Below are 14,301 nucleotides of genomic sequence, written 5' to 3' on the forward strand. Positions count from 1 at the left end.
CCGGCCGGCTCCGAGAGCGTGCGCCGACACGGTCCGCGTACCCGCGACGGGCCTACCGCCGGCCGCCATGCCCTCGCTGACGCCGGCGCCCCTCCCCTCCGGCGGCCCGCCGCGCCGGCACCGCTCCCCGCCGCGCGGCCGCACGGCGGGCATCGGGCCGATAACCGGTTGCCGCCCGCTGCCCGGGGCCACCAGACTGCTGCCTTCGTGTGCCGGGACGGAGGAGGACCTGATGGCGGAGGAGGGCCTGGTGACGGAGGACGCCCCGGCCGGGACGGGGCTGTGGGCGATGGCGAACCTGGTGACGCCGATGGCGCTGCGCGTGGCGGCGACCCTGCGGCTCGCCGACCACATCACGGCGGGACTGCGGACGGCACCGGAACTGGCCGCCGCCACGGACAGCGACACCGACGCGCTCGACCGGACGATGCGCCACCTCGTCTCCGTGGGCGTGCTCGGGCAGGACCCCTCGGGCGGCTACACCCTGACGGCACGGGGCCGGGAACTGCGCGGCGACCACCCCTCCGGCCTCCGTGACGTGCTGGACCTCGACGGCGCCATCGGCCGCGCCGACCTGGCGTTCGTCCAACTGCCGCACAGCGTGCGCACCGGCGAAGCCGCCTTCCCCGCGCACTTCGGCAAGCCCTTCTGGGAGGACCTGGCGGCGGACCCCGCGCTCACCGCCTCCTACGACGCCCGGATGGGCACCGACGTGGCCACCTGGGCCGAGGACATCGTTGCCGCCTACGACTGGGAGTCGCTGGGCAGCGTGGTCGACGTCGGCGGCGGCAACGGCACCCTGCTCACCGCCCTGCTGCGCGCGTATCCCGCACTGCGGGGCACCGTCCTCGACCAGCCCGACACCGCGGCCACCGCCCGCAGGACCCTGGAGGCGGCCGGTCTGACCGACCGGGGCGACGCCGTACCCGGCGACTTCTTCGAGGCACTGCCGCCGGGCGCCGGGGGCTACCTGCTGTGCGCGATCCTCCACGACTGGGACGACGACGCGGCCCGTGCCATCCTGCGGCGTTGCGGACAGGCGGCGGGGGAGCACGGCCGTGTCCTCGTCATCGAGATGACCGGCCCCGACGGCGGGTCACCCAGTACCCAGATGGACCTGCGGATGCTCGCCTACTTCGGCGGCCGGGAGCGCGGCGTCGGCGAACTCACCGCACTCGCCGCCCGTGCGGGTCTGCGCACCGTGGCGGTACACCACGCCGGCCGCCTGGCCGTCATCGAACTCGCCACCGGCTGAACGCCGCCCGGGGGACCGGGGTCGTGCGTGGGTCCGGCCCATGTTCCGCGATCCGTGACACCGGGTCACCGGTCAGACAACGAGCGGTGCTTCCTCGCGGGGACCGGATTCGGGCGCGAGGACGGCGCGGAGGCGGCCGATGCTCTCCCGCCACTTCGGGCCGTTGGACGTCTCGTCCCAGAGTTCGGCGAGCTCGGACTCCCCGGCGACCACCCGGTCGAGCGCTTCGACGGCGAGCGGCCGGAGGTCGCCGGAGAAAGCGGGAAGGGCCTCCTTGGGCCCGTAGCCGGTGCCGACCGGCTCACCGCCCGGGCACTGCGCCGCGACGAGAGCGGCGGCCGCGACGGCCTTCTCGCCCTCCGAGCCGTCGAGGTAGTCGCGGGCCCGGACGGCGCGGCCGAGCGTCGCGCGTACGAGGTTCTCGCGTTCGTCCGGGGCCGTCCCGTCCAGGGCGCCGGCGAAGTCCGCGGCCATGTCGTTCTCGAAGGGGCCGATGTCCCAGGTTCCCATGTTGATCTCCTCGCGTTGGCGTGCGGCGATCATCGCAGCGGCCGGTGACAGCGGCCGTCATGAGGAAGCGGGACGCGCTTTCCGAGGGAGGGCGGAGCCGGCGCGGCCGGACATCCGGCGCCCGGGCGTTCCGACCCGGCCGGCACGGCTTTCGACGACGCCCGGGTTCCAGGGCGGCTGAGACCGGCGGCGACGGCGTCGCGGTCTCGGCCGGTGCCGAGCCAACGGCCCTGCCGGGGCTGGGACTCACCGCTCGGGCGGCACCACCGGGCGGGTCACGGGGACCACGGCGAGGAGGCCGTCCGGCCCGTTGAGGTCATTCGTGCCGGTGGTGAGGAGCGGCGGATTCCCGGGCACGGCCACGGAGGCGCCCGTCCTGCTCGGCCGTACGGTCCTGGTCCGCGCGGAAAGCCTTCAGGGAGACGTCGGGAGCGGTGCGGGACATCGCCGCGAACTCCGCCCGGGTGACGAACCGCCTGCGCCGCCGCAGCGGGACCGGCCCGCCGGTCCCGTGGCCGTCGCGGGCGACGGCGAACGGCTGCCCGGCCCGGACGGCGTCCATGAACTCTCCCGGCCTGCCGCACAGTTCGGGTTCGGTGATCTCGGGCTGTTCGGTCATACCGTTCACGGTAGGCCGAGCACGCCGTTCCTCCCGGGCGGGGCCACCGCCCGGGAGGAACGGTCGGCTCAGCGCAGGTGGTCGAGGAACGCGCCCCAGGCGTCCGGCCCGAAGCCGAGCACCGGGCCGGTGGGGCGCTTGCTGTCGCGGACGGGGACTATGCCGGGTACGTCGTCGGCCACCTCGACGCACTCCCCCTGCCCGCCGCTGTGGCTGCTCACGCGCCATACGGCTTCGGTGAGGTCGGACGGGGTGAGACGGTTCTGAGTCATGGTCTGTGCTCCTTGGCGATGCGACGGATCAGCCTGAGCGATTCCGTTGGCGGCAATGCCGAGGTGCGAGCGTCGTCGAAGAGCTTGCGGTAGCGCGTGACTTCGGACTCCTGCTCCATCCAGATGTTGCCGGTCGGAGTCTCCGTCAGTACCAGATCCAGGGCCGACACCTGCGGAAAGCTCAGCAGCAAGTACGGGCCGAACATACCCGAGTGCGCTCCACGCGAGAACGGCAGCACCTGGACGGTGACGTTGGGCCGTTCCGCCAGGCTCGCCATGTGCTGCAACTGGTCGCGCATCACCGCTGGTCCTCCCACCTGCTGATGGAGGACTCCCTCGGCGAGCACGGCCCAGAGTTCCAGCGGATCGTCGCCGGTGAGTCGTTCCTGCCGAGCGATCCGAACCTGTACGAACTGCTCGATCTCCTCCGGGGTCTGCCATGCGCGAGAGGCGACCGTGACAGCTCTGCCGTACTCGGGTGTCTGGAGGAGTCCTGGGATCAACTGAGCCTGGAAGGTCCGGATGCCGTCGCAGATGGTCTCCATCTCGATGTAGTCGCGATAGGTGTCGCCGAGAACGGAACCGTACTGATGCCACCAGCCTTCGCGACGACGCCGGTTGGCTCTACGGGCCAGGGCTCCGAGGCGTTCGCGCAGTTCCGGTGCCTCGACCCTGTACGCCTCCATGAGGGCGGTCAGGTCTGGCATGCGAACTGCCACCCTGCCGTTCTCGATTCGGCTGATCTTGCCCTTGGTGCAGTCGAGAGCGTCAGCCGCCTGGACGGTAGTCAGTCCTGCTGCTTCCCGCAACCGGCGCAGCTCGTCTCCGAGCTGGCGGCCGAGGACGGTTGATGGGTTCGGGGTGGCGTTCTGCATGCCAACACCTTTAGCAGAGCCAGGGCCCTTGTAGACCAGCAGTAACTCGAAAGAGCGAATAGTTCCCTGAATTTATCCAGCAACGTTGCAGATTCGCGTGAGGTGCACTCATCCTGCTGGCCATGGACACCGGCGTCCCACGGCCAACTGGTCGCTTCTGCAGGGGGCTCCGGTCGAGCATCGACTCCCTGGGGGCTGCCATGGCCGCACCGCATCACGTCACCTTCCGGCTGTCTCGCCGTCGTAGCAGCGTGCCCAGAGCGCGGGCACTGCTGGGGTCGGTGCTCGGGGAGTGGCGGGTCGGACAGGATGTGCTGGAGACGGCGGAGCTGGTGCTGTCGGAGCTGGTCACCAACGCCGTGCGCGTACGGGTGCCGAACGACCGGCAGGTGGGGGTGAAGATCGTGCACTCGCAGGCGGACGGCCTGCTGCGGCTGGAGGTGAGTGACGCGGGGGACGGCTGGCCCAAGGTGCGCGACCCCGGCGAGGACGAGACCGGCGGACGCGGCCTGATGCTCGTGGAGTCGCTGGCCCACCGCTGGGGGGTGCGCAAGCGCGCGTGCGGTATCGGGAAGACGGTGTGGGCCGAGCTGAAGGCCCCGGACCTCGTATCCGCACCCGTCGAGAGGGAGATCGCGGCGGTGACGGTCCAAGCCGGGCAGCAGGTCAAGCTCTGGGGGCTGTGGAAGACGATCCGCAGCGTCAAGGGCGAACGGTCGCCGCTGGGCGGACTCGCCATGGTGCTGGAGCTGGACGACGGCCCGGCGATGCGCGTGGACGCCGCCGAACCGCTGATCGTCAAGGACGGCGAGGAGGCCGTGACGGCCGACACGAAGGAGTCGGCGGACGGGAGCGGGCAGGCTGACCACGTCGTGCCCGGAGTCCCTGTCCAACCCCGGAGCGGCAATGACGACCGGTCCGACGAGCAGGCCGACGGCTGATGCGCGACAGTGGGTTCAGCACGATCACTCGCATCGAGATCGACGGATACAGGTCCTTCGAAGGCTTCGTCCTCGATCTGCAACCATTCGTGCTGCTGCTGGGAGCCAACGCCTCCGGGAAGTCGAACCTGCTCGAAGCCGTGGACCTGCTGGGTCGGCTGATCCGAGAACCCACCGGGCAGACCTTGGTCGACCACGCCCACCGAGGCGGTCCCAAGGAACTCTTCCGGCGAGGCCCGGACGGCCATCCGGCCAGGACCATGCGGATCGCAGCCGATGTCATCGTGGGTGGGCAATCGGGGCCGCGTTTCCTCAGAGCCGTCGCACGGGTCCTGTACGCGGATCCCCCCGAGCCGCTGCATGTCGAGGTGGAGGTCGGCAACGTCCGCGATCACCTCACCGACGCCGAGATGCGCGAGTACGCGCTCTCTCTCGGGCTCCCCTCCGCAGTGTGGGGGCCCGGCATCGGGGAGGCGCATGTCACCGGAGTCCCCGTACAGGAGAGCAGGTACGGCAAGGAGCTTGCCACGGCGACCGGGAACTGGCGGATCATCGAACCGTCTCCCAAGGCCATGCGTGTCGCTTCCTCCACATACGACACCGCGCCTCTCGCCGAGGACGGCAGGAACCTGGGCGCCGTTCTGGGGCGGCTCTCGCGGGACCCCGAGAACTGGTACGACTTCAAGGCCGATGTGGCGGCACTGCTTCCGGACCTCGCGGACATCACCGTGGAGGCCAATGCCGAGCGGGGGCAGTGGGACATCTGGTTGCGGCACAGGCATGAGCACCGCATGACTCCCGTCACGGCGTCAGCGGGCACCCTGCGAGTGTTGGCACTGCTCGCTGCGGCCCACGACTCCGCTCATGAAGGCGTCCTCATGTTCGAGGAACCGGAGAACGGTCTTCACCCCAGCAGGGTCCCGCAGTTGCTGTCGAGGTTGCGGGGGAGGACCAGCGATGCCGCGTCCCTCACGTCAGGGCACGGTCGCCAGACCCTGGTCACATCGCACTCGCCCGTCGCGCTCGCCGCCGCTCTGGAGGAGGTCCGGGAGTCGGTCGTCTTCCTGGACACGGTGACCCGGTTCGGCGACGGACTTCCGCCTAGGAAACTGGCACGGGCCAGGAAGGTCGCCGAGAGCGGAGAGCGGGGGACGTTCGTGACGCCTCTGGAAGTACGCAAGTACCTGGATCCGGTGGGACGGTTCACGCGTGGGGCGTAGGTACCGAAGGCCGCCGATCCGAGGGGCCTGCTGGATACGGCGCTCGGCAGGCGGCGCGACGCCGAGCGGGACTTCGACCGGCCGGCACAGACGGTGGCGCTGGAGATGGTGTTGAAGGTCTGTGACGCCGGTTCCTCCTTCCCCTGACCACGTGAGGGGAAGGAGGAACCGGCGCTGCTGTCACGCCTTGGCGGCGCGGCGGCCTCGGGTGGCGGCCGGGGGCCGCCAGGCGCGCAGGCCGTCGTCGGTCAGGCCGTGCTCGCCCTGCTTCTGTTGCCGGTAGCCGGCGAAGAAGTCGGCCGGGGAGCCGCTGTAGAGCATGTCGAACTCGTTGTGCCACTGGTTCAGCCACGGCTGGAGCTCCAGCAGGCCCGCGAGGAACGGGGTGATCTCCTCGGTGGACAGCGCGGTGTTGGTGAAGTAGGTGGCCAGCGCCTGGGCCTGCTCGCGGTGGTCCCACCCGGCCCAGCCGTACAGCTCCGGGGTGGCGGCGTTGGTCTGCCCATAGGAGATGAACCGCTCCTTGGGCACGTCCAGCTTGCCCCGCGCCTTCCAGTAGGAGGGGCGCAGGAAGTCGGCCGAGGTGTACTTCGGCGGGACTGGGATCGTGTCGCGGATCCTGCGCCTGGCGGGCTCGTCGGGGGCGGCGTCCTCCTGTCGCTGGAGGTCCCACACATGCTCCCAGTCCGCGCGCTTCTTCAGGCCGCTGGGCTTGTAGCGCAGCGCGGCCAGGAACGGCACATGCTCGCCGCTGACCAGCTCCGCCACCACGACCGGCAGCTCCTTGCGGGGGGCGTACAGCTTGGCGACGGCGGTGAAGTCCTCATCGCGGGAGAGGGCGTCGGTCAGCCGGGCCAGGGTGAGGATGGTCGGCTGGCCGTTCTCGTCGAACCACAGCTCTCTGGCTTCGATCCGGTCCAGCAGCCAGGACCGCAGCGCCTTCTCCTGCAGCGCCTCCCAGCCCTCGGTCTTCCATCGACGCTTGCACTCCGGCCGCTCGACCATCCCGATGGCCCGGGAGGAACCGATGGCGTCGATTCGCTTCTGAACCACCTCGCGGTAGGCGGCCGGCCAGTGGGCCGGGATCTCCGTGATCGGGGTGGAGCCGTGTCGTGTGAACCACTCGCCAGACGCCTCCCCCTTCTCGACGCGCCGCGCCAGCACGATCTCGAACGCTCGCTGACCGAGCGCGACCTCCGGGATGGCCGGGTCATCGGGGTCCTCGGAGACCCGCAGATCCTCGTCATGCAGGCCGTAGAGAGCATAGACCTGCCAGTCCAGCTCTTCCTGCAACGCGATCATTCGCGCCCGCGTGGCCTCCCACCGCGCCCGTGCCTCCCGCAGCACCCCGGCAGTCGGCACCGCCTCAGCGGCCACGGCCGACGGGCTGGCGGCGGAGAGCCGCTGGGCGAGGTCGTCGAGGGCCGTGGCGAGAGCAGTGGGGTACTCAGCGGGGAGCGGAAACTCCTGAAGCTTGGTTCCGGTGAACTCGAAAGAGTTCTTCCAAGCCTCGCTCCCCATAGCCGCATATCCGGCATCAACGCGGGCCCCACCTCCTTCTCCCTTGTTGTGGGAGACCTGCTGAAGCCAGAAGCAGGCAGTGGAACTGTTAAGCAGCCCGAGCAGTCGCAGGTAATCCTCCTCACTCGCCCCCTCCCGCAACTTGATCACAGGTGCGGACTGTTTGAACACCTTGCCGCCTCGATCCAGTACGAAGTGATTGTGTGTGGCGACAAAGGCGAAGGGGATTTTCAGTGGAGCCTTGTATCGTCCCTTGAAAAACATTGAATACTCGAACCAGGTCAACCCGCGTGCAAGTTGGGACTTGCCAAAGGCGACCCGACTCCGCAGTAGTGCTCGAAAAGGCCAGAGGGCGCGCTTGATAGAATCAGAGTACTCGGCCTCCAGAGTTGAAGGCGAGTAGGGCCAGATTGACATGGTGGCTTCATCGGTGATGTAGTCACGCAACTCGGTGCCCTCGACGATGTAGCGTCTGTGCTCATTTTCCACTCCGGCCCGACGCAAGTAGCCCTCGCCAACCATATAGGCGCTGTCTTCTCGCGTCACCGCTCCGGTTCCAATTTCGCCGCTAACTTCCCCTAGTTTGCGGTCGGCGGCGTGAGTGAGCTGCTCAACCATCTCGAGGCCGCCGTCAGTCAAAATCCATGGCTGCTTGCCGAAATGCTGCTCGCGCTCCAATTCGTCCACCGAAACCCACTGGCTGGACGAACCAGGTTCATCGATCTGGTTGGTAATAGCTTTCCATACCAGGCCGTTCTCTGCTGCATCCGGCGCTGTGGGTTCCCCTTGGACGCTCCGCACTGTACGAATGGTCCGCGAGCGCGTACTGCCGCTGCGGCGCTTACCGATCAAGATAACAGTTGGTGTTCCGTGTCCTGGGATGTAAGCCCCAGAGGTGTCGATGACCTCGGTCAATTCCACTTTGTGGGCAAAGTACTCCTCGATCAGCTTGGTGCCGAACTCGCGCTTCATGAAGGAGTTCGCGGTGATCTGGCCTGCCATGCCGTAGCCGCTGCCATCGGGTGTCCCGACCTTGGCCAGCTCAAAGAACCGTTCAGCAAACGGCACAGACAGTGCATATGTCCCCGCGCACGACTTGTACAGCTCCCGATACAGCGCGTTGAGCTTCTTGTCCTTGACCGTGATGTACGGCGGGTTTCCCACCACCACGTCGTAGCGGCCCGGCTCCAGAATCCCGGGGTGCTCGTGCACGTCCTCCGTGGCGTAGGAGAACTCCACCAGCGGGTCGCCGGACTCCTCGCCGATCAGCGTGAATTCGAGCTGTCGCTCTTTGATGAGGGAGTCGCCCACCGCCAGGTGCATCGGCCACTTGTACCGTGCCGCCTTATCCAGCGTCCGTACACCCGCCGCCGCCATGGCGGCGATCAGCAGACGGAAGCGGGCGATGGCGACCGCGAAGGGGTTGATGTCCACGCCGTGCACGGAGTTCAGCGCGGCCCGGACCCGCTCGTAGGCGTCCATGCCCGGCCGCCTCTCGGCCCACAGCCGGACCAGCCGCCGGAACGCGCCGAGTACGAAGTGCCCGGAACCGCAGGTCGGGTCGATCATCTTCAGCTCGCCGAAGCGGTCGCCCATCTCCCGCACGACCGGGTTCATGGTGCGGTCGAGGATGAACTCCTCCACGAACTCCGGCGTCTGTAGCAGCGCGTACGTCTTCCGGGCCGCCTCGCTGAGGTCCTGGTAGAGGTCGCCCAGGAAGCGGGTGTCCCAGCCTTCCGTGCCGTCCTCGCTGAGCGGGTCGGTGAAGTCGTGGACGAGGGCGCCCGTCTCGTCGCGCTCGCGCCAGAACTCGATCAGCTCGCGCGCCCCGTCGTGGGAGAGCGGGATCTGGTACAGCGGGTTGCGCCGCCGGTCGAACAGCAGCCGTCCGGCCTGGCCCGAGCCGATGTCGGCGAACGCCTTCTCCAGCCAGCCCCGGTAGGTGGGGTCGGCGTCCGTCTCCGCGTAGTGGTCGTAGCGGGCCTCGGCCAGCTCGCGCCGGTCGATGTCCGGGCCCGTGACGTAGGGCTCGGGGATCAGGCGGTTGTCCTCGCAGAACCGCACGAAGACCGTGCCCAGCACCCACGCCACCGCGACCTGCGTGACCCGCTCGCCCAGCCACTGGCTCCAGGGCGCGCCGGTGCGGCCGATCCCGAAGGCCTGGTCGTACTCGTCCCGCAGCCTGCCCGCGACCGCCTGCGCCGCCCGTACCCGCTGCGCGCGCTCCTCGGGCAGCTCGGCCGCCCGCTCCTCCACCCAGGCCGCCCACTTCGGGGTGCCCTTCGGGTCGGCCTTCTTCTCCTTGCCGTACTCGGTGCGCAGCGGCTTCAGGACGGCCTCGCCGTCCCGCACCTGCCGGTCGAGATCCGCCTCGGCGGCCCTGACCCGCTTGATCAGGTCGGCCAGCAGTGCCTTGCGGTCGATCATGTGACCCCGTCTCCCGTCGTGCCTGTCACCCCGTGGGCGCCCCTCGGATCCCTCGCGCCCGTCCCGCAAGCCGCGGCCGTCCGTCCGCGCGCACAGCGCGCGCCGGTCCCCGGCGGAACCGGCCAAAGGAGGACATGCGGCTTCGAAACCCCTGGCAGATCGTAGTCCCCGGCCGCTTCCCGGGTGGGGGAGTCGTACGGATCACCCCGTTCCGCCGGGCTCGGCGGACGGCCGCCGGGGGGCCGGGTCGCGCGCCTCCGCCCGGGGCGCGGGGGGCTGCGGGGGGACGTGGGGGCCGCCGGCCTCCGCCCGGCCGCGCCAGTAGGCGAGATCGGTGCGGGTGGCGGCGATGCTGGGATGGTGGGGGCCGAGGATGTGGAGCCGGTCGGCGAGGAGGTCGGTGAGCGCGGCCACGGCCGCCGCGGGGTCGCCTGCCGCGCCGCGCCAGCGGGCCAGGTTGTGCCGGACGCCCAGGGTGCCCGGGTGGTCCGGGCCCAGCACCGTCAGGTAGTCGGTGAGCAGGCCGGTGAAGGTCTCGACGGCTCCGGCGCGGTCGCCCGCCTTCCCCCGCAGGTGGGCCAGTTCGTGGCGGGTGGCGAGGGTGTCGGGGTGGTCGGGGCCGATGATGCGCAGGCGGTCGGTGAGCAGCTCGGCGAAAGCCGCCCTGGCGCCCGCGATGTCGCCCGACGCGCCGCGCCACCGGGCCAGCTCGTGCCGGGCGGCGAGGGTGCGGGGGTGGTCCGGGTCGAGGAGGCGCAGGCAGTCGGCGAGGAGATCGGTGAAGGTGGCGATGGCCCCGGCGTGGTCGCCCGTCCTCCCCCGCAGGCGGGCGAGTTCGTGGCGGGTGGCGAGGGTGTCGGGGTGGTCGGGGCCGATGACGCGCAGGCGGTCGGTGAGCAGTTCCGCGAAGGCGCTCCTGGCGCCGGTGGTGTCGCCGGCCGCGCCGCGCCAGCGGGCCAGGTTGTGCCGGACGCCCAGGGTGCCCGGATGGTCCGGGCCCAGCACCCTCAGATAGTCGGCGAGGATCCCGGTGAGCGCCGTCTCGGCGTACTCCACCTTCCCCGCCATGCCGTGCCAGTGGGCGAGCCGGTGACGGGCGTTGAGGGTGTCGGGGTGGCCGGGGCCGAACCGGGCGCCCACGGAGTCGGCCAGGTGCTGGAAGTGGGTCAGGGCGGCGGCGACCTGGCCGGCGTTGCCCAGGCTGCGGCCGGAGCGGAAGAGCAGCGGGTGGGTCTCGGGCCGGTACAGGGCCTCTCCCGCGTACCGGGTCAGGGCGTCGGTGTTGGCGCGCAGCGCCTGGGCGAGGGCGGTGTCGCGCTCCACCTCCGGCCAGGCGGCCATCAGCGCGTCGGCGGCGGTGCGGGCCAGGGCGTCGCGCCGCCCGGGGCCGAGGGAGTCGCGGGCGATGCGCTGGATGAGCTGGTGGACGCGCACCGCTCTGCGGGGGGTGCCGGGGGAGTGTTCGATCAGGCTCAGGCGGTGCAGGGCCCGCAGCGCGCCGACGGCCTCCTCGGCGGTGACCGTCCGGGTGGGCGGGGCGGGCCGGCCGGGCGGGCCGAACCGGCCCGGGGTGCGGCCGGCGGGACGGCCGGCGGCCTGTGCGGTGGTCCGGGCGGCGAGGTGGCCGGCGAGATGGGCCAGGGCGGGTCCGCAGGTCAGGACGGAGGCCGGGATGCCGTTGGGGTCGAGCATCGCCGCCAGGCGCAGCATGGGGCGGGCCAGGCCGTAGGGGCGCAGCCGGTCGGCGCGGTCCGCCGACAGCGACCAGGCCGCGTCCAGCGGGGCGGCCTGGTCGTCGGGCAGGGCCCCGGGGTCGGGCAGGGCGTCGGCCAGGTCGCGGGCGCGGTCGGCCAGCAGGGCGCGGTAGGCGGCGCAGTCCAGACCGGAGTCGATCAGGTAGGCGGCGGCCTGGGACAGGGCCAGCGGCAGGTAGCCCAACTCGCGGGCCAGGGATGTCAGTTCCTCCTCCGGCTCGTGGCGGCCGCGGGAGGCCAGGGACGCGGCCAGGTACGCCCTGGCCTCCCGCGGGCTGAAAAGGCCGACCGGCACCAGGCGGCGTCCCGGCCCGGTCAGGGCCGCGTCCCGGCGGCGGGTGGTGACCAGGGTGCGGCCCAGCGGGCTCGCCGGCGGCCACAGGCCGCGCAGGTCGGCCGGGTCGGCCACGTCGTCCAGCACCACCATCCAGCGGCGCTGCTCCGGGCCGGGCCGGTGCTCCAGCCAGGCCAGGAACTCCCGCGCCGCAGTCTCGGGCAGATCCGGGTCGGAGTACAGGATCCCGGCGGCGGCCTGGGCGTAGGCGGCGACGACCGCCTCGCGCGTCGCGGCGGTGGCCCACACCAGCAGGTCCACGCCGCCCGCCGCCAGGACCCGGCGGGCGTGGTGGGCGGCGAGCTGGGTCTTGCCGACCCCGCCCATGCCGGACAGCACCTGGCACAGCACCGCCGTGCCGCCGCCGTCCAGCGCGCGTTCCAGCTCGCGCACGGCGGCGCGGTCCTGGAAGCAGTCGGCCTCCCTGGGCGGCACCCCGACCAGGTGCGGCCAGGAGACGCCGGGGCGGGGGCGGGGATCGGAGTGGTAGTGGGTGTGGAGGCTGGCCCGGTCGATGTGCCCGGCGCCGATGCCGCCCGGGGCCTGGACGTACGCCTCGGCGGACAGAGGCGTGCCGTCCGCGCCCGGTCCGTTCAGCCCTGGGCCGGACCGGGCGGCAGAGGGTGCACACGGGCGCCGCCGTGGATCACCCCGCCGGCGACGCCGCCGTCCGCGCGGACGTGGACGTCCCCGCCCACGGCCATCCCGTCCCGGCCGACGGACGGGCCGCCGGAAGCAGGGCCACCGGCGGGGGAGTGGCGCTTCAGCAGGGCGCGCAGCTCACCGGCGAGGCGGGCGCGCTCGTCGCCGTCCACGCTCTCCAGCAGGCTCTCGAAGCGGGCCTGCCAGGCCGCCTCCTGGCGGATGCGCGCCTGCTCGGCCCCGGCGGACCCGGCGGCGCCGGGCTCCCGGTCCCGGTCCCGGTCCCGGCCCTCGCCCGGTTCCGGCCCGCCCGGCTCCAGTTCGGCGGCGGTGCGGTCCAGGCGCTCCAGCTCGGCGCGCTCGCGCCGCTCGTCGCCCCGGCCGAACCAGCGGGCCACCGCCTCCCGCACCGCCGTCCACGCCTCCGTGCCCGCGGCCTGCACCACCGCCGTGCCCCCGGCGGAGGCCAGTGCCGCCAAAGCCTGCTCCAGCATTCCCCGTCCCCCTCGCGACGCGCGGCCCGCGCGGCGCGCCGGCGCCGTCCGTGGCACCACGCCGCATCTTCATCGGAGACGTTCTACCCCCGTCGCCCGGTTCCGGTGCGGAGTTTTCCCGGGAAACGTGAACGACCCTTCCCGCCGGCCGGGTCGGGGAAGAAGCCGGCTGCCGTCAGGGTTTCGCGCGGGAACGGCGAGGTGTCGTGGGGAGTGTCCCCCTCCGGGGTTCGCGTTCCGCCGTTCCCGGGGGCGGGGAGAGGGGCATACCGGCGCCGGCGCCGGGCCTGTGCGTCAGGCGGCCCGGAGTGCGGCCGGGCTATACTTGGTCCATCGCTTAGTCCACCTGGTGACCGGATTGTGGGGCAGCCGTGGAAGCAGCTCGGCAGTACAACGTGCACGAAGCCAAGACACACCTCTCCCGGATCCTCGAGCAGGTCGCCACGGGCGAGGAAGTGGTGATCAGCAAAGCGGGGGAGCCGGTGGCCAAGGTGGTGCCCCTGCGGTCCAGGGTGAGGCGGACCGGCCGCGGCTCACTCAGGGGCCTCGTCCACATCCCGGACGACTTCGACGAACTGCCCGACGACGTCGCCGACGCCTTCGGGATGCGCTGATGCGACTCCTGCTCGACACCCATGTGGTCCTGTGGTGGCTGGACGACTCCCCCGAACTCTCCGGTGAGGTCAAGGACCTGCTCGACACGGAGCCCGCCGTGTACGTGAGCGCCGTGACACCGTGGGAGATCTCGATCAAGCAGTCCGTCGGCAAGCTCGAAGGCCCGGTGGACCTGGCCGAGCGGGTACGCGACAGCCAGTTCACCGGCCTGCCCGTCACCGCCGGGCACGGAGTCCGGGCAGGCCGGCTTCCCGAGCACCACGGGGACCCCTTCGACCGGATGCTGGTCGCCCAGGCGCAGATCGAGGGTATGACCCTGATGACCCGCGACAAGTGGATCCCGCAGTACGACGTGCGGGTCATGTCCGTCTGAGACGCGGGGCGGACGCGGACGGCCGGACCGGCGCCGGGCCCGTGCGTCAGGCGGCGGGCCGGAGCGGGAAGGACGCCCGGATCGCCTTGCCCTCGCCCGGACGGAGGGTGACGGTGACGTCGGTGGCCAGCTCGCGCACCAGCAGCCAGCCGAAGCCGCCGGGGACGGAGGGGTTTATCTGGACCGTCCTGGGCCGCCGGACGCTGGCGTCCGAGACCTCCACCAGCACGCCGCCGTCCCGCGAGTCCAGGCGGAAGTCCGTCACCCCGCCGGCGTGGCGGACCGCGTTGGACACCAGCTCCGAGACGCCCAGCAGCACGGCGTCCACGTCCGTCTTGGAGGCGTCCGGCTCGGTCGCCCGCAGGAAACCGCGCGTTATCTCCCGCGCCCGGTCCCCGGACTGAGGTGAGCGGTTCGTCAATCGCTCCGGTGGTCTGCCTTCCCTGTGC

The 14,301-nt window shown here is 71.5% G+C and carries 13 protein-coding genes; 5 read left to right on the forward strand and 8 right to left on the reverse strand.

Translation table 11 applies throughout. From position 1 onward, the window contains the following. Window positions 1-232 precede the first annotated feature (232 nt). Window positions 233-1,255 carry a methyltransferase gene (locus ACGRHY_RS19830; protein ID WP_394636659.1) on the forward strand — a complete coding sequence of 341 codons (1,023 nt, stop codon included), beginning with the start codon at window positions 233-235 and terminating at the stop codon, window positions 1,253-1,255. 72 nt (window positions 1,256-1,327) lie between these two features. Here the strand turns inward: ACGRHY_RS19830 and ACGRHY_RS19835 are convergent, their stop codons facing one another. The 4 genes from ACGRHY_RS19835 to ACGRHY_RS19850 all read right to left on the reverse strand — a co-directional run bounded on the left by ACGRHY_RS19835 (window position 1,328) and on the right by ACGRHY_RS19850 (window position 3,531). Continuing rightward, on the reverse strand, window positions 1,328-1,765 hold the full coding sequence (locus ACGRHY_RS19835) for a DUF4259 domain-containing protein (protein WP_394636660.1): 438 nt from the start codon (window positions 1,763-1,765) through the stop codon (window positions 1,328-1,330). A gap of 316 nt (window positions 1,766-2,081) precedes the next feature. After that, window positions 2,082-2,384, reverse strand: a complete 303-nt coding sequence (locus ACGRHY_RS19840; RefSeq protein ID WP_394636661.1) for a prevent-host-death protein — start codon at window positions 2,382-2,384, stop codon at window positions 2,082-2,084. Between the two features lie 68 nt (window positions 2,385-2,452). Continuing rightward, complete coding sequence (locus ACGRHY_RS19845) at window positions 2,453-2,656, reverse strand: DUF397 domain-containing protein (RefSeq protein ID WP_394636662.1); 204 nt, start codon at window positions 2,654-2,656, stop codon at window positions 2,453-2,455. Then, window positions 2,653-3,531, reverse strand: coding sequence for a helix-turn-helix domain-containing protein (locus ACGRHY_RS19850; protein ID WP_394636663.1), 879 nt, complete (start codon window positions 3,529-3,531; stop codon window positions 2,653-2,655). Before ACGRHY_RS19850 ends, ACGRHY_RS19845 begins: the two co-directional genes overlap by 4 nt. Window positions 3,532-3,731: 200 nt before the next feature. Between ACGRHY_RS19850 and ACGRHY_RS19855 the strand changes: the two genes are divergently transcribed. Then, on the forward strand, window positions 3,732-4,472 hold the full coding sequence (locus tag ACGRHY_RS19855; protein WP_394636664.1) for an ATP-binding protein: 741 nt from the start codon (window positions 3,732-3,734) through the stop codon (window positions 4,470-4,472). Then, the gene (locus ACGRHY_RS19860) at window positions 4,472-5,692 is read left to right on the forward strand and encodes an AAA family ATPase (protein ID WP_394636665.1); all 1,221 of its coding nucleotides are present in this window, start codon (window positions 4,472-4,474) and stop codon (window positions 5,690-5,692) included. The genes ACGRHY_RS19855 and ACGRHY_RS19860 overlap by 1 nt, the downstream gene beginning before the upstream one ends. Window positions 5,693-5,872: 180 nt before the next feature. On the opposite strand, the gene pglX is transcribed toward ACGRHY_RS19860, so the two are convergent. The 3 genes from pglX to ACGRHY_RS19875 form a co-directional block, all read right to left on the reverse strand. Continuing rightward, window positions 5,873-9,640 carry a BREX-2 system adenine-specific DNA-methyltransferase PglX gene (gene pglX / locus ACGRHY_RS19865; protein ID WP_394636666.1) on the reverse strand — a complete coding sequence of 1,256 codons (3,768 nt, stop codon included), beginning with the start codon at window positions 9,638-9,640 and terminating at the stop codon, window positions 5,873-5,875. Window positions 9,641-9,841: 201 nt separating this feature from the next. Then, window positions 9,842-12,163, reverse strand: a complete 2,322-nt coding sequence (locus ACGRHY_RS19870; protein WP_394636667.1) for a tetratricopeptide repeat protein — start codon at window positions 12,161-12,163, stop codon at window positions 9,842-9,844. 158 nt (window positions 12,164-12,321) lie between these two features. Further along, window positions 12,322-12,864, reverse strand: coding sequence for a hypothetical protein (locus ACGRHY_RS19875; protein ID WP_394636668.1), 543 nt, complete (start codon window positions 12,862-12,864; stop codon window positions 12,322-12,324). Between the two features lie 371 nt (window positions 12,865-13,235). Here ACGRHY_RS19875 and ACGRHY_RS19880 point away from each other — a divergent pair, with 371 nt between their 5' ends. Continuing rightward, window positions 13,236-13,478 (forward strand): type II toxin-antitoxin system Phd/YefM family antitoxin, encoded by a 243-nt coding sequence (locus ACGRHY_RS19880; protein ID WP_394636669.1) that lies wholly within the window; start codon window positions 13,236-13,238, stop codon window positions 13,476-13,478. Beyond that, the gene (locus ACGRHY_RS19885; protein ID WP_394636670.1) at window positions 13,478-13,852 is read left to right on the forward strand and encodes a type II toxin-antitoxin system VapC family toxin; all 375 of its coding nucleotides are present in this window, start codon (window positions 13,478-13,480) and stop codon (window positions 13,850-13,852) included. Before ACGRHY_RS19880 ends, ACGRHY_RS19885 begins: the two co-directional genes overlap by 1 nt. Before the next feature lie 46 nt (window positions 13,853-13,898). Here ACGRHY_RS19885 and ACGRHY_RS19890 read toward each other — a convergent pair whose 3' ends face one another. Beyond that, window positions 13,899-14,273, reverse strand: coding sequence for an ATP-binding protein (locus tag ACGRHY_RS19890; RefSeq protein ID WP_394636671.1), 375 nt, complete (start codon window positions 14,271-14,273; stop codon window positions 13,899-13,901). Window positions 14,274-14,301 lie beyond the last annotated feature (28 nt).

The sequence above is a fragment of the Streptomyces shinuiensis genome (genome assembly GCF_043660855.1).
Lineage (GTDB): Bacteria > Actinomycetota > Actinomycetes > Streptomycetales > Streptomycetaceae > Streptomyces.

Bases quoted from the DNA above. Each gene is read 5' to 3' on its own strand.
- ACGRHY_RS19840 (WP_394636661.1), bottom strand. From the start codon at position 2,384: ATGACCGAACAGCCCGAGATCACCGAACCCGAACTGTGCGGCAGGCCG.
- ACGRHY_RS19845 (WP_394636662.1), bottom strand. From the start codon at position 2,656: ATGACTCAGAACCGTCTCACCCCGTCCGACCTCACCGAAGCCGTATGG.
- ACGRHY_RS19875 (WP_394636668.1), bottom strand. From the start codon at position 12,864: ATGCTGGAGCAGGCTTTGGCGGCACTGGCCTCCGCCGGGGGCACGGCG.
- ACGRHY_RS19835 (WP_394636660.1), bottom strand. From the start codon at position 1,765: ATGGGAACCTGGGACATCGGCCCCTTCGAGAACGACATGGCCGCGGAC.
- pglX (WP_394636666.1), bottom strand. From the start codon at position 9,640: ATGATCGACCGCAAGGCACTGCTGGCCGACCTGATCAAGCGGGTCAGG.
- ACGRHY_RS19830 (WP_394636659.1), top strand. From the start codon at position 233: ATGGCGGAGGAGGGCCTGGTGACGGAGGACGCCCCGGCCGGGACGGGG.
- ACGRHY_RS19885 (WP_394636670.1), top strand. From the start codon at position 13,478: ATGCGACTCCTGCTCGACACCCATGTGGTCCTGTGGTGGCTGGACGAC.
- ACGRHY_RS19855 (WP_394636664.1), top strand. From the start codon at position 3,732: ATGGCCGCACCGCATCACGTCACCTTCCGGCTGTCTCGCCGTCGTAGC.
- ACGRHY_RS19850 (WP_394636663.1), bottom strand. From the start codon at position 3,531: ATGCAGAACGCCACCCCGAACCCATCAACCGTCCTCGGCCGCCAGCTC.
- ACGRHY_RS19860 (WP_394636665.1), top strand. From the start codon at position 4,472: ATGCGCGACAGTGGGTTCAGCACGATCACTCGCATCGAGATCGACGGA.